Origin of the sequence: Brevundimonas sp. 374 (assembly GCF_900102995.1) — a bacterium.
GTDB lineage: Bacteria > Pseudomonadota > Alphaproteobacteria > Caulobacterales > Caulobacteraceae > Brevundimonas > Brevundimonas vesicularis_C.
Genome location: NZ_FNKT01000001.1, coordinates 552,849 through 578,643 on the forward strand (window position 1 = coordinate 552,849; position 25,795 = coordinate 578,643).

Annotated in this window: 28 protein-coding genes; 12 read left to right on the forward strand and 16 right to left on the reverse strand. The window is 66.0% G+C overall.

Annotated features, from left to right (window positions below; genetic code table 11):
* The first annotated feature begins 15 nt into the window (after positions 1–15).
* On the forward strand, positions 16–495 hold the full coding sequence (locus BLR19_RS02720; RefSeq protein WP_091746891.1) for an outer membrane protein assembly factor BamE: 480 nt from the start codon (positions 16–18) through the stop codon (positions 493–495).
* 77 nt (positions 496–572) lie between these two features.
* Here the strand turns inward: BLR19_RS02720 and BLR19_RS02725 are convergent, their stop codons facing one another.
* The 13 genes from BLR19_RS02725 to BLR19_RS02785 all read right to left on the reverse strand — a co-directional run bounded on the left by BLR19_RS02725 (position 573) and on the right by BLR19_RS02785 (position 11,936).
* A complete protein-coding gene (locus BLR19_RS02725; protein WP_091746894.1) occupies positions 573–2,720 on the reverse strand; it encodes a sodium-translocating pyrophosphatase in 2,148 nt (715 codons plus the stop codon).
* Positions 2,721–2,897: 177 nt separating this feature from the next.
* Complete coding sequence (locus BLR19_RS02730) at positions 2,898–3,329, reverse strand: hypothetical protein (protein WP_091746897.1); 432 nt, start codon at positions 3,327–3,329, stop codon at positions 2,898–2,900.
* Positions 3,330–3,371: 42 nt separating this feature from the next.
* Positions 3,372–4,361 (reverse strand): thiamine-phosphate kinase, encoded by a 990-nt coding sequence (thiL, locus tag BLR19_RS02735; RefSeq protein ID WP_091746900.1) that lies wholly within the window; start codon positions 4,359–4,361, stop codon positions 3,372–3,374.
* Entirely contained in the window at positions 4,361–4,885 is a 525-nt protein-coding gene (gene nusB / locus BLR19_RS02740) for a transcription antitermination factor NusB (RefSeq protein WP_091746903.1), read from the reverse strand. The genes thiL and nusB overlap by 1 nt, the downstream gene beginning before the upstream one ends.
* The gene (ribH, locus tag BLR19_RS02745; protein ID WP_017503913.1) at positions 4,882–5,343 is read right to left on the reverse strand and encodes a 6,7-dimethyl-8-ribityllumazine synthase; all 462 of its coding nucleotides are present in this window, start codon (positions 5,341–5,343) and stop codon (positions 4,882–4,884) included. The genes nusB and ribH overlap by 4 nt, the downstream gene beginning before the upstream one ends.
* Positions 5,340–6,476 (reverse strand): 3,4-dihydroxy-2-butanone-4-phosphate synthase, encoded by a 1,137-nt coding sequence (gene ribB / locus BLR19_RS02750; protein ID WP_091746905.1) that lies wholly within the window; start codon positions 6,474–6,476, stop codon positions 5,340–5,342. Before ribB ends, ribH begins: the two co-directional genes overlap by 4 nt.
* Positions 6,476–7,078, reverse strand: coding sequence for a riboflavin synthase (locus tag BLR19_RS02755; RefSeq protein ID WP_091746908.1), 603 nt, complete (start codon positions 7,076–7,078; stop codon positions 6,476–6,478). The genes ribB and BLR19_RS02755 overlap by 1 nt, the downstream gene beginning before the upstream one ends.
* 66 nt (positions 7,079–7,144) lie before the next feature.
* A complete protein-coding gene (locus BLR19_RS02760) occupies positions 7,145–7,765 on the reverse strand; it encodes a RibD family protein (protein ID WP_091746911.1) in 621 nt (206 codons plus the stop codon).
* Positions 7,765–8,235, reverse strand: coding sequence for a transcriptional regulator NrdR (gene nrdR / locus BLR19_RS02765; RefSeq protein ID WP_039245113.1), 471 nt, complete (start codon positions 8,233–8,235; stop codon positions 7,765–7,767). The genes BLR19_RS02760 and nrdR overlap by 1 nt, the downstream gene beginning before the upstream one ends.
* A 7-nt stretch (positions 8,236–8,242) precedes the next feature.
* The gene (gene glyA, locus BLR19_RS02770) at positions 8,243–9,526 is read right to left on the reverse strand and encodes a serine hydroxymethyltransferase (RefSeq protein WP_039245111.1); all 1,284 of its coding nucleotides are present in this window, start codon (positions 9,524–9,526) and stop codon (positions 8,243–8,245) included.
* A 69-nt stretch (positions 9,527–9,595) separates the two neighbouring features.
* Positions 9,596–9,781: a DUF6898 family protein gene (locus BLR19_RS02775; RefSeq protein ID WP_066551576.1), complete on the reverse strand. Its 186-nt coding sequence runs from the start codon at positions 9,779–9,781 to the stop codon at positions 9,596–9,598.
* A complete protein-coding gene (gene hemA / locus BLR19_RS02780; RefSeq protein WP_091746914.1) occupies positions 9,778–11,004 on the reverse strand; it encodes a 5-aminolevulinate synthase in 1,227 nt (408 codons plus the stop codon). Before hemA ends, BLR19_RS02775 begins: the two co-directional genes overlap by 4 nt.
* A gap of 131 nt (positions 11,005–11,135) precedes the next feature.
* The gene (locus BLR19_RS02785) at positions 11,136–11,936 is read right to left on the reverse strand and encodes a class I SAM-dependent methyltransferase (protein WP_255366397.1); all 801 of its coding nucleotides are present in this window, start codon (positions 11,934–11,936) and stop codon (positions 11,136–11,138) included.
* A 148-nt stretch (positions 11,937–12,084) separates the two neighbouring features.
* Here BLR19_RS02785 and hemB point away from each other — a divergent pair, with 148 nt between their 5' ends.
* Positions 12,085–13,083 (forward strand): porphobilinogen synthase, encoded by a 999-nt coding sequence (gene hemB / locus BLR19_RS02790; RefSeq protein ID WP_091746922.1) that lies wholly within the window; start codon positions 12,085–12,087, stop codon positions 13,081–13,083.
* A complete protein-coding gene (locus BLR19_RS02795; RefSeq protein WP_091746926.1) occupies positions 13,083–13,574 on the forward strand; it encodes a GNAT family N-acetyltransferase in 492 nt (163 codons plus the stop codon). The genes hemB and BLR19_RS02795 overlap by 1 nt, the downstream gene beginning before the upstream one ends.
* A gap of 3 nt (positions 13,575–13,577) precedes the next feature.
* On the opposite strand, the gene BLR19_RS02800 is transcribed toward BLR19_RS02795, so the two are convergent.
* Entirely contained in the window at positions 13,578–14,438 is an 861-nt protein-coding gene (locus BLR19_RS02800) for an NAD(P)-dependent oxidoreductase (RefSeq protein WP_091746930.1), read from the reverse strand.
* A gap of 116 nt (positions 14,439–14,554) precedes the next feature.
* On the opposite strand from BLR19_RS02800, the gene BLR19_RS02805 reads away from it, so the two are divergent.
* The 5 genes from BLR19_RS02805 (at position 14,555) to BLR19_RS02825 (ending at position 19,125) form a co-directional block, all read left to right on the forward strand.
* Positions 14,555–15,445: a flagellar motor protein MotB gene (locus BLR19_RS02805; protein ID WP_091746933.1), complete on the forward strand. Its 891-nt coding sequence runs from the start codon at positions 14,555–14,557 to the stop codon at positions 15,443–15,445.
* A 114-nt stretch (positions 15,446–15,559) separates the two neighbouring features.
* Positions 15,560–16,297: an arginyltransferase gene (locus tag BLR19_RS02810; protein WP_091746936.1), complete on the forward strand. Its 738-nt coding sequence runs from the start codon at positions 15,560–15,562 to the stop codon at positions 16,295–16,297.
* A gap of 75 nt (positions 16,298–16,372) precedes the next feature.
* Positions 16,373–17,143 (forward strand): peroxide stress protein YaaA, encoded by a 771-nt coding sequence (gene yaaA, locus BLR19_RS02815; protein WP_091746939.1) that lies wholly within the window; start codon positions 16,373–16,375, stop codon positions 17,141–17,143.
* A gap of 53 nt (positions 17,144–17,196) precedes the next feature.
* Positions 17,197–18,039, forward strand: a complete 843-nt coding sequence (locus tag BLR19_RS02820) for a 3-hydroxybutyrate dehydrogenase (protein ID WP_091746942.1) — start codon at positions 17,197–17,199, stop codon at positions 18,037–18,039.
* 18 nt (positions 18,040–18,057) lie between these two features.
* Entirely contained in the window at positions 18,058–19,125 is a 1,068-nt protein-coding gene (locus BLR19_RS02825; RefSeq protein WP_091746944.1) for a patatin-like phospholipase family protein, read from the forward strand.
* Here BLR19_RS02825 and BLR19_RS02830 read toward each other — a convergent pair.
* Complete coding sequence (locus BLR19_RS02830; protein WP_091746947.1) at positions 19,122–20,039, reverse strand: L-threonylcarbamoyladenylate synthase; 918 nt, start codon at positions 20,037–20,039, stop codon at positions 19,122–19,124. The two genes, BLR19_RS02825 and BLR19_RS02830, sit on opposite strands and share 4 nt — an antisense overlap.
* Positions 20,036–20,587, reverse strand: coding sequence for a cytochrome b (locus BLR19_RS02835; protein WP_017503932.1), 552 nt, complete (start codon positions 20,585–20,587; stop codon positions 20,036–20,038). Before BLR19_RS02835 ends, BLR19_RS02830 begins: the two co-directional genes overlap by 4 nt.
* Before the next feature lie 134 nt (positions 20,588–20,721).
* On the opposite strand from BLR19_RS02835, the gene BLR19_RS02840 reads away from it, so the two are divergent.
* The 4 genes from BLR19_RS02840 to BLR19_RS02855 all read left to right on the forward strand — a co-directional run bounded on the left by BLR19_RS02840 (position 20,722) and on the right by BLR19_RS02855 (position 25,746).
* Positions 20,722–22,506 carry an acyl-CoA dehydrogenase gene (locus tag BLR19_RS02840; RefSeq protein ID WP_091746950.1) on the forward strand — a complete coding sequence of 595 codons (1,785 nt, stop codon included), beginning with the start codon at positions 20,722–20,724 and terminating at the stop codon, positions 22,504–22,506.
* Between the two features lie 79 nt (positions 22,507–22,585).
* Positions 22,586–24,805 carry a S9 family peptidase gene (locus tag BLR19_RS02845; RefSeq protein WP_091746952.1) on the forward strand — a complete coding sequence of 740 codons (2,220 nt, stop codon included), beginning with the start codon at positions 22,586–22,588 and terminating at the stop codon, positions 24,803–24,805.
* Positions 24,802–25,368: a GNAT family N-acetyltransferase gene (locus tag BLR19_RS02850; RefSeq protein WP_091746956.1), complete on the forward strand. Its 567-nt coding sequence runs from the start codon at positions 24,802–24,804 to the stop codon at positions 25,366–25,368. Before BLR19_RS02845 ends, BLR19_RS02850 begins: the two co-directional genes overlap by 4 nt.
* Before the next feature lie 39 nt (positions 25,369–25,407).
* On the forward strand, positions 25,408–25,746 hold the full coding sequence (locus tag BLR19_RS02855) for a hypothetical protein (RefSeq protein WP_091746959.1): 339 nt from the start codon (positions 25,408–25,410) through the stop codon (positions 25,744–25,746).
* Positions 25,747–25,795 lie beyond the last annotated feature (49 nt).

Below are 25,795 nucleotides of genomic sequence, written 5' to 3' on the forward strand. Positions count from 1 at the left end.
CGCAGGCGCCCGACCATGTCCCGTTTCGTCCCGCTTTTCGTCGCTGTTTCGCTGGCTGGCCTGTCCGCCGCCTGCGCCCCGATCATCGGCTCCAACGGCTTCCAGGCCATCGACGCCAAGCCGCAGGACGTGGTCGCCGGCACGGACACCAAGGAGACCGTCCTCGCCAAGCTGGGTTCGCCTTCGACCACCTCGACGTTCGAGCCGGATCAGGTCTGGTACTACATCAGCCAGACGACCGAGAAGTACACCTACAACCTGCCCAAGGTTTCGACGCGCACCGTGACAGAGATCACCTTCGTCCCGCAGGGCGATCAGGTGGCGTCGGTGCGGACTCTCGGTCTGACGGACGGCGAGCAGATCGCCATGAACCGCAACGAGACGCCGACGCGCGGTCGTGAGCTGACGGTTCTGGAACAACTGCTGGGCAACGTCGGCCGTGGCCAACTGCCCCGCACTGAAGACGACACGCCCGGCCAACGCCGCCCCGACTAGGGCGGCTCATCCCCCAAAGCAAAGACGCCCCGGAGATCGCTCTCCGGGGCGTTTTCGTAAGGGCTGTATGTTTCAGCCTAGCCTATGGTGCCGCTCGCCAGCACCGCCAGCAGCAGCAGGGCGACGATGTTGGTGATCTTGATCATTGGGTTCACCGCCGGACCGGACGTGTCCTTATAAGGATCGCCGACCGTATCGCCGGTCACGGCCGCCTTGTGGGCTTCAGAACCCTTGCCGTGGACGACGCCGTTCTTGTCGGTGAAGCCTTCCTCGATCACCTTCTTGGCGTTGTCCCAGGCGCCGCCGCCCGAGGTCATGGAAATGGCGACGAACAGGCCGGTGACGATCACACCCATCAGCATGGCGCCGAGAGCGGCAAAGGCGTTCGCCTTGTCCGAAATGCCCAGCACCGCGACGAACAGGACGATCGGCGACAGCACCGGCAACAGCGACGGCACGATCATCTCGCGGATCGCCGCCTTGGTCAGGATATCGACCGCCCGGCCGTATTCCGGCTTCACCTCATAGGTCATGATGCCGGGGTTCTCGCGGAACTGGCGTCGGACCTCCGCGACGACCGATTCGGCCGCCCGTCCCACCGCCATCATCGACATGCCGCCGAACAGGAACGGCAGCAGTCCCCCGAACAGCAGCCCGACGACGACGTAGGGATTGGTCAGATCAAAGGCGATCTCTCCCATACCCACAAAGAAGGGGTAGTCCGCCGGGTTGGCTGAGAAATACTGCAGATCCGACGTATAGGCGGCGAACAGCACCAGCGCGCCGAGGCCCGCCGAACCGATCGCATAGCCCTTGGTTACGGCCTTGGTCGTGTTGCCCACGGCGTCCAGAGCATCGGTCGAATGCCGCACATCGCTGGGCAGACCGGCCATCTCGGCGATGCCGCCGGCGTTGTCGGTCACGGGTCCAAAGGCGTCCAGCGCCACGATCATTCCCGCCACACCCAGCATGGTCGTGGTGGCGATGGCGATGCCGAACAGGCCGGCCAGTTGGAAGCTGGCCACGATGCCGACGATGATCGTCAGCGCCGGCAGCGCCGTCGCCTCCAGCGAGACGGCCAGGCCTTGAATGACATTGGTGCCGTGCCCGGACACCGACGCGTTGGCGACCGATCGCACCGGACGGAAGCCCGATCCGGTATAGTATTCGGTCACGACCACGATCGCCGCCGTCACGGCCAAGCCGACCATGCCGGACCAGAACAGCGCCATCGGCTGGATTTCGAGACCGCTGGCCGTCACGATCGGCCCCGTCACCATCTGGTCGATCACCCACCAGACCGCACCGATGGACAGGACGCCGGTGACGATAAGCCCTTGATAGAGGGCGCCCATGATGTTGTTCGACTTGCCTAACCGCACGAAGAAGCTGCCGATGATTGAGGTGACGATGCACACCGCGCAGATCGCCAGCGGCAGCACCATCATAAGATCCACATAGGGCTGGCCCCTGAAGAAGATCGCAGCCAGCACCATCGTCGCGACGGTCGTCACCGCATAGGTCTCGAACAGGTCGGCAGCCATGCCGGCGCAGTCGCCGACGTTATCGCCCACATTGTCGGCGATGGTCGCGGCGTTGCGAGGATCGTCCTCGGGAATACCCGCTTCAACCTTGCCCACCATGTCGCCGCCGACGTCGGCGCCCTTGGTGAAGATGCCGCCTCCCAGGCGCGCGAAGATCGAGATTAGCGAGGCCCCGAAGCCTAGCGCCACTAGCCCGTCGATCACCTCGCGGCCCGTCGAGGCCAAGCCCAGGTGCTGGGTCAGCACGATGTAGTAGCCCGACACCCCGATCAGAGCGCCGCCCGCTACGAACATGCCGGTGATGGCGCCCGAGCGGAACGCCAGGTTCAATCCCTTGGCCAAGCTTTCTGACGCCGCCTGCGCCGTGCGCACATTGGCCCGCACCGAGATCAGCATCCCGGCATAACCGGCCGCGCCAGACAGGACGGCGCCGATCAGGAAGCCGATGGCGGCATAGATTCCGATCAGGAAGTAGGCGGCGATCAGGATCACGATGCCGACGATGCCGATGGTCAGATATTGCCGCTTCAAATAGGCCGAGGCGCCTTCCTGAATCGCGGCGGCGATCTCTCGCATCTTGTCGTTGCCGGTGCTCGCCTTCATCAGCCCGGCGGTCTGAGCAGCGCCATACAGCACCGCCAGCACACCGGCCGCGAAGACCAGCGTAAGTGAGTTCGTCATTGGCGTTTCCATGCCCTTGCAAACAGGCGCGCAGGCCTTGGCGCGGTCGGGCGTTATCGCCTCTGTCCGCCTTCCGGTCCCCCCGCACGCGGCGAACGCGTCAGTGCGTTCTTTGGGATTTGCCAAGGGAGCCTGTCATGGCAGGCGGAGTGACGCAACAGCGGTCGGTCAGCCCGTTCAGCGGGCGGTCTGCATGCCCGTTCGGCGACGCGGCGACTGGCTGACGACCTCGACGCGTCGCACGGAGCCGCGACCTGAGATCGCCGCAGACGCCGCCACCAGCGACGCGGACAGGGCCCGTTCATCCAGCCGTGTCCAGTCGCCGGGCACGGTGAAGGGCGTCTTGTGCGCCGCGCGGACGACGGCGTCGCGGAAGAAGGCCTCCTTGGGCTTCATCTGCTCGACGGTCTTGCCGGCGCCGAGTTCGAGCCTGAGGGCGACGAACACGTAGTTCCGCAAACGCCCGCCCTCGATGACGGGCAGGCCGAGGCCCGCGATGCTCAGGGCCGCAGCCGCCGACTCCGTTTCGCTGCCAGAGGCGGCGGCGCGACTGGCGGCGGCGCCGGTCAGAGCAGCGGTTCCGGCGGCGATCAGGGTTCTACGGTCCATAGCGACATCCTGCCGGACGGGCGTTAGGATTCCCTTGCCGCGTCAGCCGTGAGTCCAGCCGTTCCTGGCCATCGGCACGGGCTGACCGTCGTAAAGGACCGTCAGGCCCTGACCTGCGGTGACTTCGCCGACGCGGGTCAGGCGAATCAGCCGGCGCTCGGCCTCGCGACGCAGGGCGTCTTCGTGGCGCGGATGGGCGGTGAAGGCGATCTCGTAGTCGTCGCCGCCACTGGCGAGATCTTCCAAAGACAGCTGCGGATCGACCCGGTCGTCGAACCAGGCCTGGGCCGCCGCGGACAGGGGCAGGACGTTCAGGTTAAGCGCCACACCGACCCTGCTGGCCTGCGCGATATGGGCTAGGTCGGAGGCCAGGCCGTCCGACACGTCGACGGATGCGGTGGCGAACTCGCGCACGATGTCGGCGAAGTCGGTCCGTGGCGTCGGCATCCGGTAGTGGCTGACCAAAGCCTCCATCCGCTCAGGCGCCAGACCCAGCTGCCCTTGCGCCGCCTTGAGCCCCAATAGCCCGTCCCCGATCACGCCGGTGACGAAGACGAAGTCGCCGATCTGCGCGCCTGCGCGAGAAACGGTCTTGCCCGTCGGCGCCCACCCCAGGGCCGTCAGCGAGAAGGACAGCGGGCCGGGCGTCTTGATCGTGTCGCCGCCGAGCAGATGAACGCCGAACCGAGCCTGATCCTCGGCCAGCCCGGAAGCAAAGGCCTCGCGCTCGGGCCAGCCGCAGCGTTCCGACCAGAAGCAGGCCAGCAGATAGCCGAACGGCTCAGCGCCCTTGGCGGCAAGGTCCGACAGGTTCACCCGCAGCAGCTTCCTGGCGACCGTGTCCAGCGGATCGTCAGGCAGGAAATGCACGCCCTCGACGATGGCGTCCTTGGTCAGGACGAGGTCATAGCCGGGGCGTGACGGCAGCGCCGCCACATCGTCGGCCAGCCCCCTGCCCCACTCAGGATGGGCCAGGGGCTTGAACAGCCGCTCGATCGTCTCGAACTCGCCCGCGACGTCGAGCGCCGGCATTATTTGCGGGTGTCTTTGGCCACGCCGTCCAGCGCCGCGTTGACGAAGCGCGCCTCGGCGTCGTCGAAGAAGGCCTTGGCCAGTTCGACATATTCGTCGATCACGACCTCGCGCGGGGTCTCGGGATGCTTGATCAGCTCCCAGGCGCCTGACCGCAGCAGGGCGCGCAGGGTGGCGTCAATCCGCTCCAGCTTCCAGTTGGAGGCCAGGCGGGCCTTGATGGCCGTGTCGATGTCGCGCTGGCTTTCGATCACGCCGCGCACGATGTCGGCGAAATAGGCCTCGTCGGCCTCAGCCAAGGCTTCGCCCTCAATGTCGGCGTCGAAGCGGAAGTTGGAGAATTCGGTGATCACCGTCTCCACGCCCTCGCCCGCCAGTTCCATCTGATACATGGCCTGGACGGCGGCGAGACGCGACACGGTGCGGGCGCGACGCTGTTTGGAGCTCAGATTGGGCTCGGCGCGCTGCTTTTCGGCTTCGGCGAGTTGTTCGAGGACGGCTTTGACGCTGTTCGGTTCAGTCATGCGCCGACGCCATGACGCAACCGCTTCTTCAATGCAATGAGGTCCAAGCACGCCTTCGCCGCGCCGCCGCCCTTATCCCCTTCCGAAAGACGGGCCCGATACCAGGCCTGATCTTCGTCCTCGGTCGTCAGGATGCCGTTGCCGATGATGACGCCCTTGACACCCAGCGCCATGATGCCGGCCGCCGACTGATCGGAGACGATCTCGAAATGATAGGTTTCGCCACGGATCACCGTGCCCAGGGCGACGTAGCCGTCATAGCGGGGCGCGGTCGGGAAACGGCCGGCCTCCTCGGCCAGGGCGATGGCCGGTGGCACCTCCAGCGCGCCAGGCACGGTGATGACGTCGAAGTCGGCGCCGCGCGCCTTCAGCGTCTCCTTGGCCCCTTCCAGCAGGGCGTCGGCCAGGTCGTCGTAGAAGCGCGCCTCAACGATCAGAATACGGGGGGCTTCGGTCACGCCTTTATTTCTCCATCCATGTCGCGCCAGCCGACGATGCGCAGGCCGTAGCCTTCCAGCGCGGTCGGCTCGGGTCGCGTCGAACTCATCACGATCATGTCCCTGACGCCCAGGTCCAGCAGGATCTGGGCCCCCACGCCATAGGCGCGCAGCGATCGATCCATCGCCGCCGGCTTGTCCGCGCCCGCCAGCCGTTCGGCCAGCGAGGTCAGCGACGGATCGCGCAGGAAGACGACGACGCCGGGGCCATCATGGTCGGTGATCTGTTTCAGGGCGCTGGGCACATAGTCCTGGCGCGCCTCGACGTGGCCCAGCAGGTCGCAGGCGAAGTCCACCTGGTGCATCCGCACCAGGGTCGGTTTGGCCGGATCGATGCGCCCCTTGACCAGCGCGACATGCTCGGCGCCCTCGATGGTGTTCTTGTACAGCATCAGGCGGAACGGGCCGCCGTGAACGCTTTCGAACGGCGTATCCATGATCCGCTCGACGAAGCGTTCAGTGCGGCGACGATAGGCGATCAGGTCGGCGATGGTGCCGATCTTCAGCCCATGCAGCTGGGCGAAGGCGACCAGATCGGGCATCCGCGCCATCTCGCCGTCGTCCTTGATGATCTCGCAGATCACCCCGGCGGGGGTCAGGCCGGCCATGCGGCTGATGTCCACGGCCGCCTCGGTGTGGCCAGCGCGGACCAGAACGCCGCCGTCGCGCGCGACCAGCGGGAAGATGTGTCCCGGCGAGACGATGTCGTCCATGCCCTTGGACGCGTCGGTCGCCACATGAATGGTGCGCGAGCGGTCGGCAGCGGAGATGCCGGTCGTGACGCCGTCCTTGGCCTCGATCGAGACGGTGAAGGCGGTCTTCATGCTCTCGCGGTTGTCTGCGGCCATCGGCGGCAAACGCAGTTGCTGAGCGCGCTCGGCAGTCAGGGCCAGGCACACCAGGCCTCGCGCCTGGCGGATCATGAAGTTGATCTGGTCCGGCGTCGCGAACTGGGCGGGGATGACGATGTCCCCTTCGTTCTCGCGATCCTCGGCGTCCACCAGGATGTAGGGACGGCCGTTGCGGGCGTCTTCCAGAATGTCCTCGATGGGACTGATGGGGCTGTCGTTCATGTTTGCGGCCTGGGCTTGCATCACGCGGTCTCCTGCCACCGCGCAAGGTATCGCGCCAGCATGTCGATCTCCAGATTGACGGGATCGCCCACTTTCAAGCGGCCCAGGGTCGTCACGTCCCAGGTGTGCGGGATGATGTTCAGCGAGAAGACCTGACCCTCGACGGCGTTTACGGTCAAAGACACGCCGTCCACGGTGATCGACCCCTTGGCGGCGATATAGCGATGCAGAGGCGTGGGGGCCTCGACCTCGATCCGGTGCGATCCGCCTTCGGGCGTGATCGAAACCACCCGCCCAAGACCATCGACGTGGCCGGACACGACATGGCCGCCCATCTCGTCGCCCAGCTTGGCGGCCCGCTCCAGATTGACGCCGTCCCCGGTCTTCCAGCCGCCCAGGGTGGTCTTGGACAGGGTCTCGTTCGATACCTCGACGGCGAACCAGCCCCCCCGTGCATCGTGGCCCTTTTCGGTCACCGTCAAGCAGCAGCCCGCGTGGCTGATGGAAGCGCCCAGGTCGATGCCGTCGATGTTCCAGGCGGTCTCGATCTCGTAACGGCGGTCGCGATCGGTCTCGCGGACCTCGCGGACGCGGCCGATGTCGGTGACGATGCCGGTGAACATTTGGACTCTGGACCCCTTGGGAGAAAAATACCGTCTAATTCGTCTAATCGTCTAAATTGGACGGCGTCAGAGACGGGCGTAGCGTTCCCACAGATCGTCCCCGACGGGCTCGACGCCCAGGCGACGGAACTTGGGGGCGTCGGCCAGCTTTGCAAGAGCCAAGGCGGCGACGCAGGGCCGCCCCTCACCGCCCAGCAGGACTGGGGCGCGGAACCATTCCAGCACATCGACGGCATCGGCGCGCAGGAAAGACGCCGCGACCTGGCCGCCGCCTTCGATCAGAAGCGAGGTTGCGCCGGCGGCTTCCAAGGCTTTCAGCACGGCTGGGATGGTCGGACGACCGTCCTCGGCGGCGACCTGCACCACCTTGGCGGCGCCGATCGTGCGCGGTTCTGCGGCGGTCAGGATCAGGGTGTTTTCGCCGGCGACCTTCGCCGCCTGCGGCGTGCGCAGCCGGCTGTCCAGCACGACGCGCAAGGGCTGATCCACGCTGCGTCCCGGCAGGCGGGCGGTCAGTTCAGGATCGTCGTTCAGAACCGTCTCGACGCCGACCAGGATCGCGTCGTGGGCGGCGCGCAAACGGTGACCCTCAAGCCGCGCCGCTTCGCCGGTGATCCACTGGCTCTCGCCCGAGGCCGTGGCGATCCGCGCGTCCAAGGAGGTCGCCAGTTTCAGCGTGACCCGCATCAGGCCTTGCCGGACGGTTCGTCGAACCCTTCGTCGCCCAAGAACTTGGCGAAGTCGCCGGTGTGGCGGAAATCCTTGTAAACCGAGGCGTAGCGGACATAGGCCACCTCATCGACGCCCTTCAGCGCCTTCATGATGAAGTCGCCGACAGTGCTAGACGGGATTTCGGTCTCGCCCAGGCTTTCCAGTTGGCGGACGATCCGGTTGACCATCTGCTCGACCTGATCGGCCTGGACCGGGCGTTTGCGCAGCGCCACCCCCAGCGAGCGTTCCAGCTTGTCGCGATCGAAGGGCGTGCGCCGTCCATTGCGTTTCAGGATGACCAGTTCGCGCAGCTGCACGCGCTCGAACGTCGTAAAGCGCCCGTTGCAGTTCGGGCAGGACCGGCGGCGTCGAATGGCCGAGCCGTCGTCCGACGGGCGGCTGTCCTTCACCTGGGTGTCCTGATGACCGCAAAAAGGGCACTTCATCAGGCGGTTATCCGTAGATCGGGAAGCGGTGCGTCAACTCTCGCACCTGGGCCGCGACGCCCGCAACCACGGCCGGATCGGCTTCGTCGCCGCCATTCATCGACGAGACGACGTCGGCGATCCAGTGACCGATCTGCTTGAACTCTTCCTCGCCGAAGCCGCGCGTGGTGCCAGCCGGCGTGCCCAGGCGCACGCCAGAGGTGACGGTGAAGGGGGCGGTGTCGAACGGCACGCCGTTCTTGTTGCAGGTCATCAGCGCCTTTTCGAGCTCATGCTCGGTCGCCTTGCCGGTCACGCCCTTGGGCCGCAGGTCGACCAGCGCCAGGTGGCTGTCGGTGCCGCCCGAGACGATGGCCAGGCCGCGCTCGATCAGGACGCCGGACAGGGCCTGGGCGTTCTTGACCACCTGTTGGGCATAGCCCTTGAACTCGGGCTTCAGCGCCTCGCCGAAGGCCACGGCCTTGGCCGCGATGACGTGTTCCAGCGGGCCGCCTTGCAAGCCGGGGAAGACGGCGGAGTTGATCTTCTTGCCCAGATCAACGTCGTTGGACAGGATCATGCCGCCGCGCGGACCGCGCAGGGTCTTGTGCGTCGTCGTGGTGACGACGTGGGCGTGCGGGACCGGGTCCGGATAGGCGCCGCCGGCGATCAGGCCGGCGTAGTGCGCCATGTCCACCATCAGATAGGCGCCGACGCTGTCGGCGATCTCGCGGAAGCGCTTGAAGTCGATGTGGCGGCTGTAGGCCGAGGCGCCGGCGAGGATCAGCTTGGGCTTCTCACGCTCGGCCATTTCGGCGACGTGGTCGTAGTCGATCAGATGGGTGTCTTCGCGCACCTTGTAGGTCACGGGGCGGAACCACTTGCCCGACTGGTTCGCCGGCGAACCGTGCGTCAGGTGTCCGCCGCAGGCCAGATCCATGCCCAGAAAGGTGTCGCCGGGCTGCAGCAGGGTGAAGAAGACCGCCTGGTTCGCCTGGGCGCCCGAGTGGGGCTGGACGTTGGCGAAGGCGGCGCCGAACAGTTGCTTGGCCCGCTCGCGCGCCAGATCCTCGGTGACGTCCACGAACTCGCAGCCGCCATAGTAGCGACGACCGGGATAGCCTTCCGCGTATTTGTTGGTCAGGACAGAACCCTGCGCGTCCAGCACCGCCTGGGAGACGATATTCTCGGAAGCGATCAGCTCGATCTGTTCGCGCTGACGGCCCAGTTCGCCCTGAATGCCTTTGAAGACATCCGGGTCGGCGTCAGCGAGCGTCTTGGTGAAATAGGCGTCGTGGGTGAAGGCCGTCACGCTGGAATCCCCGGAAATCAGAAGCTGGCCTATCTATCCCCAGCCGCGCGCGACCACAACATCTTGTGGTCAGCCTTTACCCAGTGCCCGCCTCAGCTTGGCGATCGCGACCCGTTCGACGGACTTGGGTTCATTGACCGGCCCCATGGCGCTGACCTCCCGGCCCGTCGCGACATGGACGGCCGAGCATTTGAGGTAGGGGCCGTTTCGGGTGAACTCGACGATGACCTCTCCGAGGTCGTCGCCCGTCGTCATGCGGCGACGGGTCGGCGCGCCACGTTGCAGTGGGCGAACAGCTTGTCCATCGCCTGGACCAGATGATCCATCATGGCGTCGGTGTGGTTCGGTGACGGCGTGAAGCGCAGGCGCTCGGTCCCCTTGGGCACGGTCGGATAGTTGATCGGCTGGACATAGACGCCGTACTCGTCCAGCAGCATGTCCGAGATCATCTTGCAGTGGACCGGATCGCCGACGTGCACCGGCACGATGTGGCTCTCGCTTTCCATCACCGGGATGCCGGCGGCGGCGAAGCGGGCCTTGAGCGTCGCGGCGCGTTCCTGATGCTGGACGCGCAGTTCGGGGTGCGCCTTCAGGTGGCGCACGGAGGCCAGGGCGCCGGCGGTCAGGGCCGGCGGCAGCGAGGTGGTGAAGATGAAGCCCGAGGCCCAGCTGCGCACCGCATCGATGATCATGGCGTCGGCGGCGATATAGCCGCCCATCACGCCGATCGCCTTGCCCAGGGTGCATTCGATGATGTCGATCTGGTCCAGCACGGCGTCGCGCTCGGCGACGCCCGCGCCGGTTTCGCCATACAGGCCAACCGCATGGACCTCGTCCAGATAGGTCAGGGCGCCGTATTTCTTGGCGAGCGCAATAGTGCCGGCCAGATCGGCGATGTCGCCGTCCATCGAATAGACGCTCTCGAATGCGATCAGCTTGGGCGCATCGGCCGGCGCGGCGGCCAGCAGGGCCTCCAGATGCGCCAGATCGTTGTGCATGAAGACGTGGCGCTCGCCGCCGCCGTGGCGGATGCCGGCGATCATCGAGGCGTGATTCAGCGAATCGGAAAAGGTGATCAGGCCCGGCAGGATTTTCTGCAGGGTCGACAGCGTCGCCTCGTTGCCGACATAGCCGGAGGTGAACAGCAGCGCCGCTTCCTTCTGGTGCCAGTGGGCCAGCTCAGCTTCGAGATCGACCGCCGAACGCGTGGTGCCCGAGATGTTGCGCGTGCCGCCGGCGCCGGCGCCTACCGCATCGATCTCGTTGTGCATGGCGTCCAGCACGACCGGGTGCTGGCCCATGCCGAGATAGTCGTTGGAGCACCAGATGACGACGTCCTGTTCGGAACCATCCTCACGGCGACGCACGGCCTGCGGAAACTGACCGCGCATGCGCTTCAGATCGGCGAAGACGCGATAGCGTCCTTCGCTGCGAACCTGCTCCACCGAGCTATTAAAGGCGGCCTTATAGTCGAACAAACTACGCGTTCTTTCGCTTATGGCGATGTCTTTGCGTTGTTTGCTCTCCCGAAGCGGGCTTGTCCATGTCCGCGGCATGGACAAAACGCCCCAAACCCTTAATTGATAACGGTTCTCAGTAGCGAGATCGATCAGCCCGGCTTGCGGAAGCGATAGACGAACTGGTCCGTCTTGCCGCGGATCTTCTCGTCGAAGACGTTCAGGCTGTGGTCGTCTGCGGGATTGGCGACGGCCTGGCTCTCGCCCTCGAAGACGAAGCCGGCCGCCTCGACCTCGCGCTTCAAATAGTCGCCTTCGATGCGGTGCAGGGTCTGAACCGCCGAGATGCCTGTGCCAGGCGCGGCTTCATGGTCGATCAAGATGTAGCGGCCGCCGGGCTTCAGCGCCGCGAACACCGCCGCGTTCATCTTGGCTACGTCGGTGTTGAAGCCGGGGATGTGGAAGTCGTGGTATTCCTGGCTCATGAAGATCATGTCCAGCGGCTCGGCGAAGGTCATGGAGTCCAGCAGGCCGTTGACCCGCGTCACGTTCGAATAGGCCGCGACAAGCGCATCGGCCCCGGCGTTCTCGCGCGCCATCGTCCGCTCAGGTACGAAGGCGTAGACCCGGCCGGTCGGGCCGACCACGTCGGAAAACAAGCGCGTGAAATAGCCGGCGCCGGGGCGAATGTCGGCGACCTTGTCGCCCGGCTCAAGTTGAGCGAAGGCGAGAATTTCGGCCGGGTGACGCAGCGGATCCCGCGCGACCTCTTCGGCCGGACGCTTGGGATCGGCGACCGCATCGGCATAGAGACTGGAATAGCCCGCCGGCTGCGCGTCGGCCGCCGGGGCGACGACGGTCCGCTCTCCACCGTCCGAGTCGATGATGATGCAGCCGGACAGACCTGCCGCCAGAACCAGGGCCGTTGCACCCGCCGCCAATTTCCCGATCATCATCGTCTCCATCGATTTGTCGCGATAGGCTCGCATTTCGCCGATCCGCGCAAGACGTCATCACGCACGAAACGATCCGACGCATCACGCGATTTGCGCACCGGTCGTTGCGGCGCTAGTCCGACGCTGGAGTTTCCAAGGTCTCGCCATGCTTCCCTATCAGCCCGCCCCCTTCCCGCTTGCCCGTCCGCGCCGCCTGCGGTCCAGCCCGTGGGTGCGGCGGCTGGTGGCGGAAACGACCCTGACGCCGGCCGATCTGATCTGGCCGTTGATCGTCCATGACGGTCCCGAGGATCGCGTCCCCGTCGCCTCCATGCCCGGCGTGTTTCGGCTTTCACCCAAGGCGGCTGCTGCGGCGGTGGTCGAGGCGCGCGACCTCGGCATTCCGATGGTGGCCCTGTTTCCCAATGTCGACGGCGCGATCAAGGATGCGGTCGGCACCGGCGCAACCGACCCCGACGGCCTGATTCCCGACTGCATCAAGGCCATCAAGGACGCCGCGCCCGAGATCGGCATCATGACCGACGTCGCCCTGGACTGCTACACCGACCATGGCCACGACGGGGTAATGGAGGGCGACCGGATCGCCAACGACGCCTCGCTGGACCGTCTGGCCGAACAGGCCTTCATCCACGCCCATGCCGGCGCCGATGTCGTGGCCCCGTCGGACATGATGGATGGCCGCATCCAGGCGGTGCGCGAGGCGCTGGAGGCGAACGGGTTTCAGGACACGCTGATCCTGTCCTACGCCGCCAAGTTCGCCTCGGCCTTCTACGGCCCCTATCGCGACGCCGTGGGCTCTTCGGCGATGCTGAAGGGCGACAAGAAGACCTATCAGATGGATTACGCCAACTCCGACGAGGCGCTGAAGGAGGTGGCGATGGACCTGTCGGAAGGCGCCGATGCGGTGATGGTCAAGCCGGGCATGCCGTATCTGGATATCGTCCGGCGCGTGTCCGAGACCTTCCGCGTACCCACCTTCGCCTATCAGGTGTCGGGCGAATATTCGATGATGCAGGCGTCCATCGCCAATGGCTGGCTGGACCGGGACCGTGCGATCCTTGAAACCCTGCACGGGTTCAAGCGCGCGGGTTGCGCGGGCGTGCTGACCTATTTCGCACCGCAGGCCGCACGGCTGCTGGGCTGATGGGCGTGGAGATCCGGCCGATCACGGAGGCCGACTGGCCGGGCCTGTGGCCGATCATCGAAACCGTCACCCGCGCGGGCGAGACCTATACCTATCCGCTGGACATGACGGAGGCGCAGGCGCGCGCCATGTGGACCCCGCCGCCGCCCGGCGGAACCTTGGTTGCGGTTGAGAATGGCCAGGTGCTGGGCGCCGCCAAGATCATTCCGAACCAGCAGGGAAACGGCGCCCACGTCGCCAACGGCAGCTTCATGGTGGCGCCCGAAGCGCGCGGGCGCGGCGTGGCCCGCGGTTTGGGCAAAGCCGCGCTGGCTTTTGCGCGGGATGCGGGCTTCCGGTCCATGCAGTTCAACGCCGTGGTCGAGACCAATACCGTGGCCGTCGCCCTTTGGAAGAAGCTGGGCTTTGAGATCGTGGGCACGGTCCCCGAGGCCTTCGATCACCCGACGCACGGCCCGGTCGGCCTGCACATCATGCACCGCCGGCTTTAGGCGTCAGTCGCGGGGTTGCAGTCGCGCCGCCAGGCTGGACGTGTCCCAGCGGTTTCCGCCCATGGCCTGAACCTCGGCGTAGAACTGATCGACAAGCGCCGTCAGAGACAGGCGCGCGCCGTTTGCGCGCGCCTCGTCCAGCACCAGACCCAGGTCCTTGCGCATCCAGTCCACGGCGAAGCCGAAGTCGAACTCGCCCTTGGCCGCCGTCTTCCAGCGGTTGTCCATCTGCCAACTTTGCGCGGCGCCCTTGGACACGGCCTCATAGGCGGCGTCGGCGTCCAGTCCCGCGACCTGGGCGAAATGGACCGCCTCGGCCAGGCCCTGGACGACGCCGGCGATGGCGATCTGGTTGACCATCTTGGTCAGCTGGCCCGTGCCGGCCGGTCCCATATGTTTGATCGCCTTGGAATAGGCCTTCAACACGGGCTCGACCTTCGCCAGGGCGGCGGCTTCCCCGCCGGCCATGACACTGAGTTGTCCGTTCTCGGCGCCCGCCTGGCCGCCCGACACCGGTGCGTCGATGAACGACTTGCCCTGCCCGTTCGCCAGTTCGGCCATTTCGCGCGCCACCTTGGCCGAGGTCGTGGTGTGATCGACGATCACGGCGGCCTCCGACAGATGCGGCAAGGCCTCGGTCACGACGGCGCGTACGTCGTCGTCATTGCCGACGCACAGGATGAACAGGTCGACGCCCTGCGCCGCCTCAGCCACCGTCGCCGCCGCCCTGCCGCCCGTCGCCGCCGCCCAGGCCTCGGCCTTTGCCACAGTACGATTGAAGCCGGTCACGTCGTGGCCCGCCTCGACCAGATGACGGGCCATCGGGGCGCCCATGACGCCCAGGCCGGCGAATGCGATCTTCATGACAGGCTCCTTGATCCTGCCGTCGGACTAGGCCGCGCCGCGACGGGGTTCAAGGTCAACGCCCGGTTAACCTTGGCCAGCCCACAATGGGACACCATTCGTCGGGGTGCGCGTCCATGTCCGTGAGCGATCGTCCGATCCTCATCAAGAAGGTCAAGAAGGTCTCCGGCGGAGGCCACCACGGCGGTGCGTGGAAGGTAGCCTATGCGGACTTCGTGACCGCCATGATGGCCTTCTTCCTGCTGATGTGGCTGATCAACACGACCGACCCGGAGCAGAAGCGCGGCATTGCCGAGTATTTCGCGCCCGCCAGCGTGTCCGAGACGACGTCGGGTTCCGGCGGCATTCTGGGTGGCACATCGCTGGGCGACGATGGCGTCAAGAGCGCCGGCTCGCAGTCGGTGCTGGAAGAACTGGCGCCCGAGGCGCCCGCGACCGATCAGACGGGCTCCAGCCTGTCGTCCGCCAGCGACTCGGCTCTCCAGGCCGAGATCCAGAAGCGCGAGGCCGCCGAGTTCGCCAGCGCCGCCGAATCACTGCGCCAAGCCATGCAGTCGCTGCCGGAACTGGCCGAACTGTCGAAACAGCTGATCGTGGACCAGACCCCCGAGGGGCTGCGCATTCAGCTGGTCGATCAGGAAGGCCGGTCGATGTTCGACAACAATTCTGCGCGCCCGAATGCCCGCGCCCAGGTGCTGCTGCGCGCCGTGGCCAAGGTGATCAACCAGTTGCCGAACCGCATCTCCATCACCGGACACACCAGCGCGGCGCCCGGCTCCAGCCGCGCCAGCGCCCCTGCGGACTGGACCCTGTCGTCCGAGCGCGCCAACGGCTCGCGTCTGGTGCTGCAAGGTTCGGGCGTCGATCCCGACCGGGTCTATTCGGTGGCGGGCAAGGCGGGGTCCGACCCGCTCTACCCGGACGATCCGACCCTGGCCGGTAACCGCCGCATCGCCATCGTCCTGTTGCGCGAGGCGCCGGTCCTGCCGTCGGACACCTCGCTGTGACCCGGCTCGGCTGCGACGCGAACAGGCTTGCAGCCGGAACACGGATGACGCCAAATCGCGCGATGAGCGTTGTGTCGTCGCAATATTGGCAAGATCGGATGCGGACCTGAGGCCGTGACCCAGCACGTACCGACCCGACAGCTTCGCTTCTTCATGACCTCGGTCGCGCCCTGCCCCTATCTGCCGGGCAAGACGGAGCGTAAGGTCTTCGCCAATCTGCCCTTCTCGGACGGCGCGCACGTCAATGACGAGTTGACGCTGGCCGGCTTCCGCCGCAGCCAAAACATCGCCTATCGCCCGGCCTGCGAAGCGTGTGACGCCTGTGTTTCGGCGCGGCTGCCAGTGCCGGAGTTCGCCTTCACCCGTTCGCAGCGCAAGGTGCTGGCCCGCAACGCCGACCTGTCGCGCGACCTGGTCGAAGCGGAGGCGACGACCGAACAGTTTCAGCTTCTGCGCCGCTACCTGACCACGCGCCATCCGACCGGCGGCATGAGCGACATGGGCTGGCTGGATTACGTCGCCATGGTCGAGGACACGGCCGTGCGCACCCATCTGATCGAATACCGTCTGCCCTCCACCGACGGCGGGCCGGGCGATCTGGTCGCCGTAACCCTGACGGACCTGCTGAAGGACGGGCTGTCGATGGTCTACAGCTTCTATGATCCGACGATGGAGCGGCGCAGCCTGGGCCGGTTCGCCATCCTGGATCATGTGCGCCAGGCCGCCATCGTCGGCCTGCCGTTCGTCTATCTTGGCTATTGGGTCCAAGGCTCGGCCAAGATGGATTACAAGGCCGACTTCCGTCCGATGGAAACCCTCGGCAAGCTCGGCTGGTCACGCCGCGACGCCTGAGGCGCCCTTCGCCGTAGCCGGTTCAAATCGTCATCGAAGCATCCTATGTGGGCGGCGACATTACGGAGCCGCGTCTTGCTGATTGTTCTTTCCCCGGCCAAGCGCCTCGATTTCACCGAAGCCGATGCGGCCATTCCCGGCAGTGACCGCCGGTTCGTCGAAGATACAGCCAGCCTGTCCAAGACCGCCAAGCGTCAGACCAAGGCGGACCTGCGTCGGCTGATGGGGATTTCCGACGATCTGGCGACCCTGAACGCCGCGCGCTTCAAGGCTTTCGATCCTGAATCGACCGAGGGCGTTCAGGCGGCCTTCGCCTTTGCCGGCGATGTGTATGAGGGCCTGCGAGCGCGCGAACTGGACGCCGACGCCTTGGCTTTCGCCCAGAACCATTTGCGCATCCTGTCCGGCTTTTATGGCCTGCTGCGTCCATTGGACCGGATCCAGCCCTATCGGCTGGAGATGGGTACGCGGCTGAAGACGCGTCGTGGGGCCAGCCTGTACGACTTCTGGGGCGACCGGATTTCCAAACAACTGAACGAAGACGCCGAAGGCCAGCCGGATCCGACGCTGGTGAATCTGGCCAGCCAGGAATATTTCGGGGCCGTCGATGCAAAGGCTCTGAAACTGCCTGTCGTCACGCCCCAGTTCCGGGAAAAGAAGAACGGCGAGAGCCGCATCATCTCCTTCTTCGCCAAGAAGGCGCGCGGGGCCATGGCGCGGTTCGCGATCGACGAGCGCGTGGAACGGGTCGCGGACCTGAAGGCTTTCGACCGGGACGGTTATGCGTTCGACAAGGCCGCCTCGACCGACGCCGAGTGGATATTCATCAGATCGGGAAATTCTTGATCCCGACATCGACCTCCCGCTAATCTCGCCAAAACAAACGAAGGGGCGGATTCATGTCGCAAGAGCCTAAGGACTCCACGGGCGCCGACAGTCGGACGGCACGCGGTATCGGCGATCTGAAAGGGCAGGTCGCGGTCATCACGGGCTCGACCTCTGGCATCGGGCTGGCTCTCGCGCGCGCCGTGGCGGCAGGCGGCGGTGAAGTCGTTTTGAACGGCCTGGGCGACCCAGCGGAGATCGAGCGCACTCGCGCCGATCTGGAGGCCTCATCCGGCGTTCGCGTCCTCTATCATCCGGCGGACATGACGCGCGGTGACGAAATCGCCGACATGATCGCCTTCGCTGAACGCGAACTGGGACGCCTGGACATTCTGGTCAACAACGCCGGCATCCAGCACGTCGAGTCCGTTGAGAACTTCCCTGCCGATCAGTGGGAAAAGATCATCGCCATCAACCTGTCCTCGGCTTTCTACGCCACGCGCGCGGCGATCCCGATCATGAAGGCTCAGGGGCGCGGCCGGATCATCAACATGGCCTCTGCGCACGGTCTGGTGGCCAGTCCGTTCAAGTCCGCCTATGTCGCGGCAAAGCACGGCGTCATAGGCTTCACCAAGACCGCAGCGCTGGAACTGGCGCGGGACAACATCACCTGCAACGCCATCTGCCCCGGCTTCGTCGAGACGCCGATCGTGACCAAACAGATCGCGGATCAGGCGCGCACGAGAAACATGACCGAGGAGCAGGTGCTGACGGACGTGATCCTGGCGGCTCAGCCGACAAAGCGGTTCGTCACAACGGAGGAACTGACCGGCATCTTCCTCTATCTGGTCAGCGACCTCGGCGCCTCAGCCAACGGGGCCAGCTTCTCCATCGACGGCGGCTGGACCGCGCAGTAGCTAAGGAAGGCGGCGGTCATGGCGATTTTCAAGCGCAAGACCGCCGAGGCGGCAGGCTCCGTTCCCGCCGCTCCCGCCAGACGGCCCATCTGCCTTGCACTTCAGGGCGGCGGCGCACACGGCGCCTTCCAATGGGGCGTTCTGGATCGTCTGTTGGAAGACGATCGGCTTGATATTCGCGCGGTGTCCGGCGTCTCAGCGGGAGCGATGAACGGCACGGCCTTGGTGTCGGGCCTCGCATCAGGCGATGGCCGCGCCGCGTTGGACAAGCTCTGGCGAGAGGTGAACCAGTCCGGCGGTCGCAACGTCTTTGGAGACAGCGCGATCTGGAATGCGGCGCGGACGCCCGACTGGATCAAGGACAACCCATTCTGGCGCGCGGGCGAGACGCTGGCGATGTCGATGAGTCCGTATGAATTCAATCCGCTGAACCATAACCCTCTGAAACGGGTTTTGCAGGCCTCGGTCGACTTCGGCGCCGTCCAGGCCTCGGACATCCGGCTTTTCGTCGCCGCCACCGCTGTGCGCCAGGCGAAAGCGCGCATCTTCCAGACGAATGAGATCAACGCCGATGTCCTGATGGCGTCGGCCTGCCTGCCCCATCTGTTTCAAGCCGTGGAGATCGACGGGGAGCCCTATTGGGACGGCGGCTATCTGACCAATCCGCCGCTGTGGCCGTTGACCGGAGATGACACGCCGGACGACGTGCTGTTGATCACACTCAATCCGATGGTGCGCGACGAGACGCCTAAAAGCGCAGGCGACATCGTCGATCGGCTGAACGAGATCGTCTTCAACGCGCCGCTGGTCGCCGAACTGCGCGCCATCGCCCTGGCAGGTGAACTGATCGAACATGGGCAGTTGAAGGGCGGCGGCGCCGGACCCTATCGGCACGTCCGACTGCACGCCATTGAGGCGGACGGCTGGCTCTCGGACCTGTCGCTGCGATCCAAGTTCAACACCGAATGGGGTTTCCTCAACGACATGAAGGCGCGGGGACGTGCGGCCGCTGACGATTGGTTGAACGCGTGCGTGAGCAGCGTCGGACGCCAGTCCAGCGTCGATCTTCAGGCACGCTTCGGCTAGCCGACGAAGCCTGCGGCGCGGCGCAGACGGTCGTTGATGGCTTCACCCAGTCCGGTCGTTGGGATCGGCGACACGGCGATACCTGTCGGCCGTGTGCGATCGGCCTCGCGCAGCAGTCGGAACAGGTTGGCGGCGGCTTCGCGCAGGTCGCCCGACGGGCTCAGACTCCAGCGCGGCTCACCGGCGTCAGGGCCAAAGCCGAGCAGGATCTCGCCGTCACGCGCAGCGCCGGCCTCGATCCGAACCGGCGCATCCGGTGCATAGTGCAGGGTCAGTCGCCCGGGCGAACGATGCCCCTCTACGCCCTCTTCAATGGGACCGACGACCGCCTCGATCTCGGATCGGGTTATGGCGCCTGGACGCAGCAGGGCGACCCGTCCCACCAGCACCGACACGACCGTGCTTTCCAGACCGACCTGACAAGGCCCGCCATCGACAGCCGCTGAGACTGCAAAGCCCGTCTCCTCGACAGCATCTGTGAAGGTCGTCGGGCTCGGTCGGCCGGAACGATTGGCAGAGGGGGCCACGACTGGGCCGCCGAACGCCGCCAACACTTCCCTCGCCACCGGATGCGCCGGAACACGGATCGCGACGCTGTCCAGTCCGGCGCGCGCCAAGTCGCAGACGCTGCGCGTGTCCAGGATTGGCGTGATCAGGGTGAAGGGTCCGGGCCAGAAGGCGTCCGCCAAGGCAAGTCCGAGCGGGCCGAGCTCGCCAATCTTGGCCGCCGCATCGGCATCGACGACATGGGATATCAGCGGATTGAACTTCGGCCGCCCTTTCGCGGCGAAGATGGCGGCGACCGCCTCAGCATTGCTCGCGTCGGCGCCCAGTCCGTAAACGGTCTCGGTCGGCAGCAGGATCAGATCGCCGTTCGCCAGCGCCTGAGCGGCTTGCAGCGGCGTTTGGCTCACGGTCGGCGCGGGATGATCGGGATCATCCGGTGCAGCACATTGTCCCGATCAATGAACTGATGCTTCAGCGCCGCGATCACATGCAGGGCGATCAAGACATAGAGCCCCTTCACCGCCAGTTCGTGCAGCCCCATCAGGCTGCGCGCCGCTTCACGCCCGCCGCTGACGGGCAAGAGGGGCCAGGAGAAGAGGCCGAACCACTCGATCGCGCGCCCGCCCGCCGATGATGCGAGCCAACCGGTCATCGGAATGACGATCAGGGCCAGGTAGAAAAGGACGTGCGTCGCGCGCGCCGCCACCTTCTGCCAGCGCGGCAAAGCCGACGGCAGAGGAATCGCCGGATGCGCCAGACGCCATCCGATCCGTGCGAGGGTCAGCACCAGGATCGTCAGACCCAGCGACTTGTGCAGCATGACGAACTGGCCCGAAATCGGCCCTTCCGTATTCTCATGCGCCGTGATCAGCAGCACCTGAGCCAGAACGGCGGCGGCGATGCCCCAATGCATCAGCAGGGAAACGACCGAATATCGATTGCGGGGCTCGCCCATGTCTTCCCTTCCGCGACGGCACGGCGTCACCATGCATTCCGTCACTTTGCACTGAGACGGGGCGCGTCGCCAAGACGCTTGCAGCGACAGGCCCCGACGCGGCACTTAGGCCGCAAAGACGATTGAGGAAACCCATGACCTATCGCGCGCCCGTTCGAGACCTGGCCTTCACTCTGGAATCCGTCGCCGGCATGGCCGACGTGGCCGCAACCGGCGCCTTTCCCGACTATGACGCCGACGTCGCCGGCGCCGTTCTCGAGGCGGCGGGACAATTCTCCGAAGAGGTGCTGGCGCCGCTGAACAGGATTGGGGATCAGAAGGGCTCGACCTACGCCAACGGCGCCGTCACCGCCGCGCCCGGATTCGCCGACGCCTATCGCCAGTTCGCGGCCGGCGGCTGGACCGGGCTGTCGGCGTCGACCGAAGCGGGCGGACAGGCCCTGCCCAAGGCGCTGGAACTGGCGGCCTATGAGACCGTGCATGCCGCCAACATGGCGTTCGGCCTGTGCCCCATGCTGTCGCTGGCCTCGATCGAGGCGCTGGAGCAGGTCGGGACGGAAGAGCAGAAGGCCAAATATCTGACCAAGTTGGTCAGCGGCGAATGGACCGGCGCCATGGTGCTGACCGAGCCGGGCGCCGGATCGGACCTGGGTTCGCTGATCACCACGGCGACGCCGAACGGCGACGGGACCTATGCGCTGAACGGGCAGAAGATCTACATCACCTGGGGCGACCACGACGCGACCGACAATATCGTGCACCTGGTGCTGGCCCGCCTGCCGGACGCGCCCAAGGGGCCCAAGGGCATCAGCCTGTTCCTGGCGTCGAAGTATGCGGTGAAGGAAGACGGCACGCTGGGCGACCGCAACGCCTTCCGCCCGGTCGGCGTGGAGCACAAGCTGGGCATCCACGCCTCGCCGACCTGCGTCATGAGCTATGAGGGGGCGACCGCCGAACTGGTCGGTCAGCCGAACCAGGGCTTGGCCCATATGTTCGTGATGATGAACGCGGCGCGCCTGGCGGTCGGCGTCGAGGGCGTCGGCATCGCCGAACGCGCCTATCAGCACGCTCTCGCCTACGCCTTGGACCGTCGTCAGGGGCGCTCGGTCTGGACCGGCGAGGCCAACGCTCCGATCTTTGACCACCCCGACGTGCGCCGCATGCTCAGCGTCATGAAGGCCAAGATTTCGGCGGCGCGCGCCGTGTGCCTGTCGACCGGCGTCGCCGCCGATCTGGCCCGGCACGCCGCGACGGAGGAGGAACGCCGCCATTGGAAGGGACGCGAAGACCTGTTCACGCCGATCGCCAAGGCCTGGTCCACCGATATCGGCTGCGAGGTCGCCTCGATGGGCGTCCAGATCCACGGCGGCATGGGCTTCATCGAGGAGACCGGCGCGGCGCAATACTATCGCGACGCCCGCATCGCCCCGATCTACGAAGGCACCAATGGCATTCAGGCTATGGATCTGGTGGGTCGCAAACTGTCGATGGACGGCGGCGATGCAGCCAAGGCGCTGATCGCGGACATGAAGGCGACGCTGGTCGATCTCGGCAAGCTCTACAGCGGCAAGCCGGTCGAACGGTTCGCCACCGCCATCGAGGCTGTCGAGGACGCGACCCTGTGGCTGCTGGATCAGAAGGCCGATCCGAATGCGGCGGCCGATGTGCTGGCCGCGGCCGACGCCTATCTGAAACTGCTGGGCGATGTGGCCGGCGGCTGGATGCTGGCGAAGGGCGCGCTTGCCGCCAAGGCGAAGCTGGACGCCAACGAGGGCGATCCGGTGTGGCTGCAGGGCAAGCTGGACCTCTACGAAGTCTATGCCGCCAATGTGCTGGGCCACGTCTCCAGCCGCCTGGCGGCCGTGGGTCAGGGCGGCGACCTGCTGCGGCGCATGACGGTGGACGCGCTGGCGGGGTGATCGGCAAAGCGTTTCTTCGTTTGACGTAGATGGGGCCGGACCTTCAAGGTCCGCCCTTCAAACAAGCAGGGAGCGTCCGATGAATCGTCGGCAACTGATCATGTCCACGGCGGCGACCGCCCTCGCCGTCTCGGCCTCCCCCGCGCTCGCCCGTCAGTCCACCGGATCCCCCATGCCTCAGCCGCCCGTCGCCAAGAAAATCCCTGTCGTCATCGAACAACTGGGCCGCACCCGGACCGACGACTATCAGTGGATGAAGGACGACAATTGGCAGGCGGTCCTGCGCGATCCGACCCTGATCAAGGCCGAGGTCAAGGAACACCTGACCGCCGAGAACGCCTATCGCGAGGCCATGATGGCCTCCACCCTGCCCTTGCAGGAGACGATGTTTGCGGAGATGCGCGGCCGCATCAAGGAAGACGACAGCTCGGTTCCGGCGCCGGACGGCGGCTGGAACTACTACGTCGAATATGAGACCGGCGATCAGCACCCCCGCTACATGCGTGTCGAGCGTCAGGGCGCCTGGATGGTGGATGGTCAGCCGGTGACGAAAAACTTTGTCATGGCGCCTACGCCTCAACTGCTGCTGGACGCCAACGAACTGGCCAAGGGCAAGGCCTATTCGGAAGTGTCGGCCGCAAGCCACAGCCCGGATCACACGCTGTTCGCCTATGCCGAGGACGCCCAGGGTTCCGAGGTTCACAAGATCTACGTCAAGGATCTGGCGACCGGCGAGGTGCTGCCCGAGGTGATCGACAGCGCCACCGGCGACTTTGTCTTCTCGCCGGACAGCCAGTGGATCTTCTGGACCAACCGCGACGATAACGGCCGTCCGGACAAGATCTTCCGTCGCCCGGCGCGCGGCGGCGAGACCACCCTGGTCTATGAGGAAGACGACGACGGCATGTTCATCGGCGTCGGTCGCACCGCCGACGACCAGTTCATCGTTATCGGCATCCAGAATCAGGAAACGTCGGAGGCGCGCTACATTCCCGCCGCGACTCCGACGGCCGAACCCATTGTGCTGGAGCCGCGCGTGGTGGCGACCCGCTATGACGTCGATCACTGGGGCGACCGCTGGGTGATCCGCACCAATGCCGACGACGCCATCGATTTCAAGATTGTCCAGGCCCCGACCGCGACGCCGGCTAAGGCGAACTGGACCGATCTGGTGCCGCACACGCCAGGCCGCTTCATCGAAGGTCTGGACCTGACCAACGCCCATCTGGCGCGTCAGGAACGTGCAGACGCCAATACGCGCATCATCATCCGCGACCGGGCCGGCGCCGAGCATGAGATCGCGGTGGACGAACCGGCCTTCGCCCTGTCGCTGGCCGGCGCCTCCGAATACGATACGACGACCACCCGCTACACCTACAACTCGCCGTCCACGCCGACGCAAACGTTCGATTACGACATGGCGTCGCGCGAGCGGACCCTGCGCAAGACGCAGCAGATTCCGTCCGGTCACAATATCGAAGATTATGTGGTCGAACGGCTGAACGCCCCGGCAGCCGATGGTCAGCTGGTGCCGGTGACGGTGCTGCGTCGCAAATCGACGCCCGTCGACGGTTCGGCGCCCCTGCTGCTCTACGGATACGGCTCCTACGGCATCCCCATGCCGGCCAGTTTCTCGACCAACCGACTGTCGCTGGTGGACCGCGGCTGGATCTACGCCATCGCCCATATTCGTGGCGGGTCCGACAAGGGCTGGGGCTGGTTCCTCGACGCCCGGAAGATGACGAAGAAGAACACCTTCACCGACTTCATCGCTTCCGCCGAACACCTGATCGACAAGAAGTACGCCACGGCCGGAAACATTGTCGCTCAGGGCGGATCTGCCGGTGGGCTCTTGATGGGTGCGGTCAACAACATGCGGCCCGACCTGTGGGCCGGGATCATCGGTCAGGTGCCGTTCGTGGACGTGATCAACACCATGAGCGACACCTCCCTGCCGCTGACGCCGCCGGAATGGCCCGAGTGGGGTAACCCGATCGAGGACCCGGCCGCCTACGATTACATGATGAGCTACAGCCCCTACGATCAGGTCGAGCCGAAAGCCTATCCGGCGGTGCTGGCGACGGGGGGTCTGTCCGATCCGCGCGTCACCTACTGGGAGCCGGAGAAGTGGGTGGCCAAGCTGCGACCCGCCACCACCTCGGGCAAGCCTGTGCTGCTGAAGATCAATATGGAGGCCGGTCACGGGGGCGCGGCCGGGCGGTTCGACTATCTGAAGGAGGTCGCCCACGACTACGCCTTCGCCGTCTGGGCTATCGACAAGGGCTGGGAGCAAACGTGAGCGAACTGACGGTTCGCGACGCCCGTCCTGACGACATCGCCTCGATCACGGCCATCTATGCCGAGAGCGTCGCCAACGGGCGCGGCACTTTCGAGCTGGAGGCGCCGGACGAGACCGAAATGGCCGCAAGGCTCGCCGTCGTGGAAGCGCTCGGCCTGCCGCGCCTTGTGCTCGACATCGACGGCGCGGTCGCCGGATACGCCTATGCCGGGCCGTTTCGTACGCGTCAGGCCTATCGCTACATGGTCGAGGACTCGATCTACGTCGCGCCCTGGGCCAGGGGGCGCGGCGTCGCGGGCGCCCTGCTCGATGCGCTGATCGTCCGCTGCGAAGTGATGGGTCTTCGTCAGATGGTCGCGGTCATCGGTGATGCGGAGAACGTCGGCTCAATCGCGCTGCACCGCACGCGGGGCTTCACCGACGCTGGCGTGTTCAAGGCGGCCGGCTGGAAGCACGACGACTGGCGCGACGTGGTGTTCATGCAGCGGGCGCTGGGTGACGGCGGCGCCAAAGCGCCCGACGCGCCGGGTCTGCCGCTTGTCGACAAGAGGCCGCTGCGCTGACGCATTGCGGCACCGTGACCCGACGCCTATCCTGACGCCGTGAAGATTGTCCAATCCCTGTTGCTGCTGATCGGCGCCCTGTCGGTGCTGGCGCTCGGCGCGGTCGGCGCCTCGGCGTCGCCGGCGACCGCCGCGCCTTGCCATGAGACGGGCCATGAGACAGGCCAGTCCTCGCCCGACCAGACCCCGAACCATGCGCCCAAGGCCATGAAGGCGATGATCTGCTGCGTCGCCTGCGTTGCGACGCCGACGCTGGATTCTGCTCCCATGTCTGGCCCGACCGTTTCCCCGTCGCGCATCGCCGCGGTTCCGGCCGCCTTGCCAGTCGGGCAACGGCTATCGCCCGAGCCCGGACCACCCCGCCTCCTGATCGTCTGACACACCTCGCGCCTGTCGCAGGGCGCACTCCGTCACGATCATCAGAGGA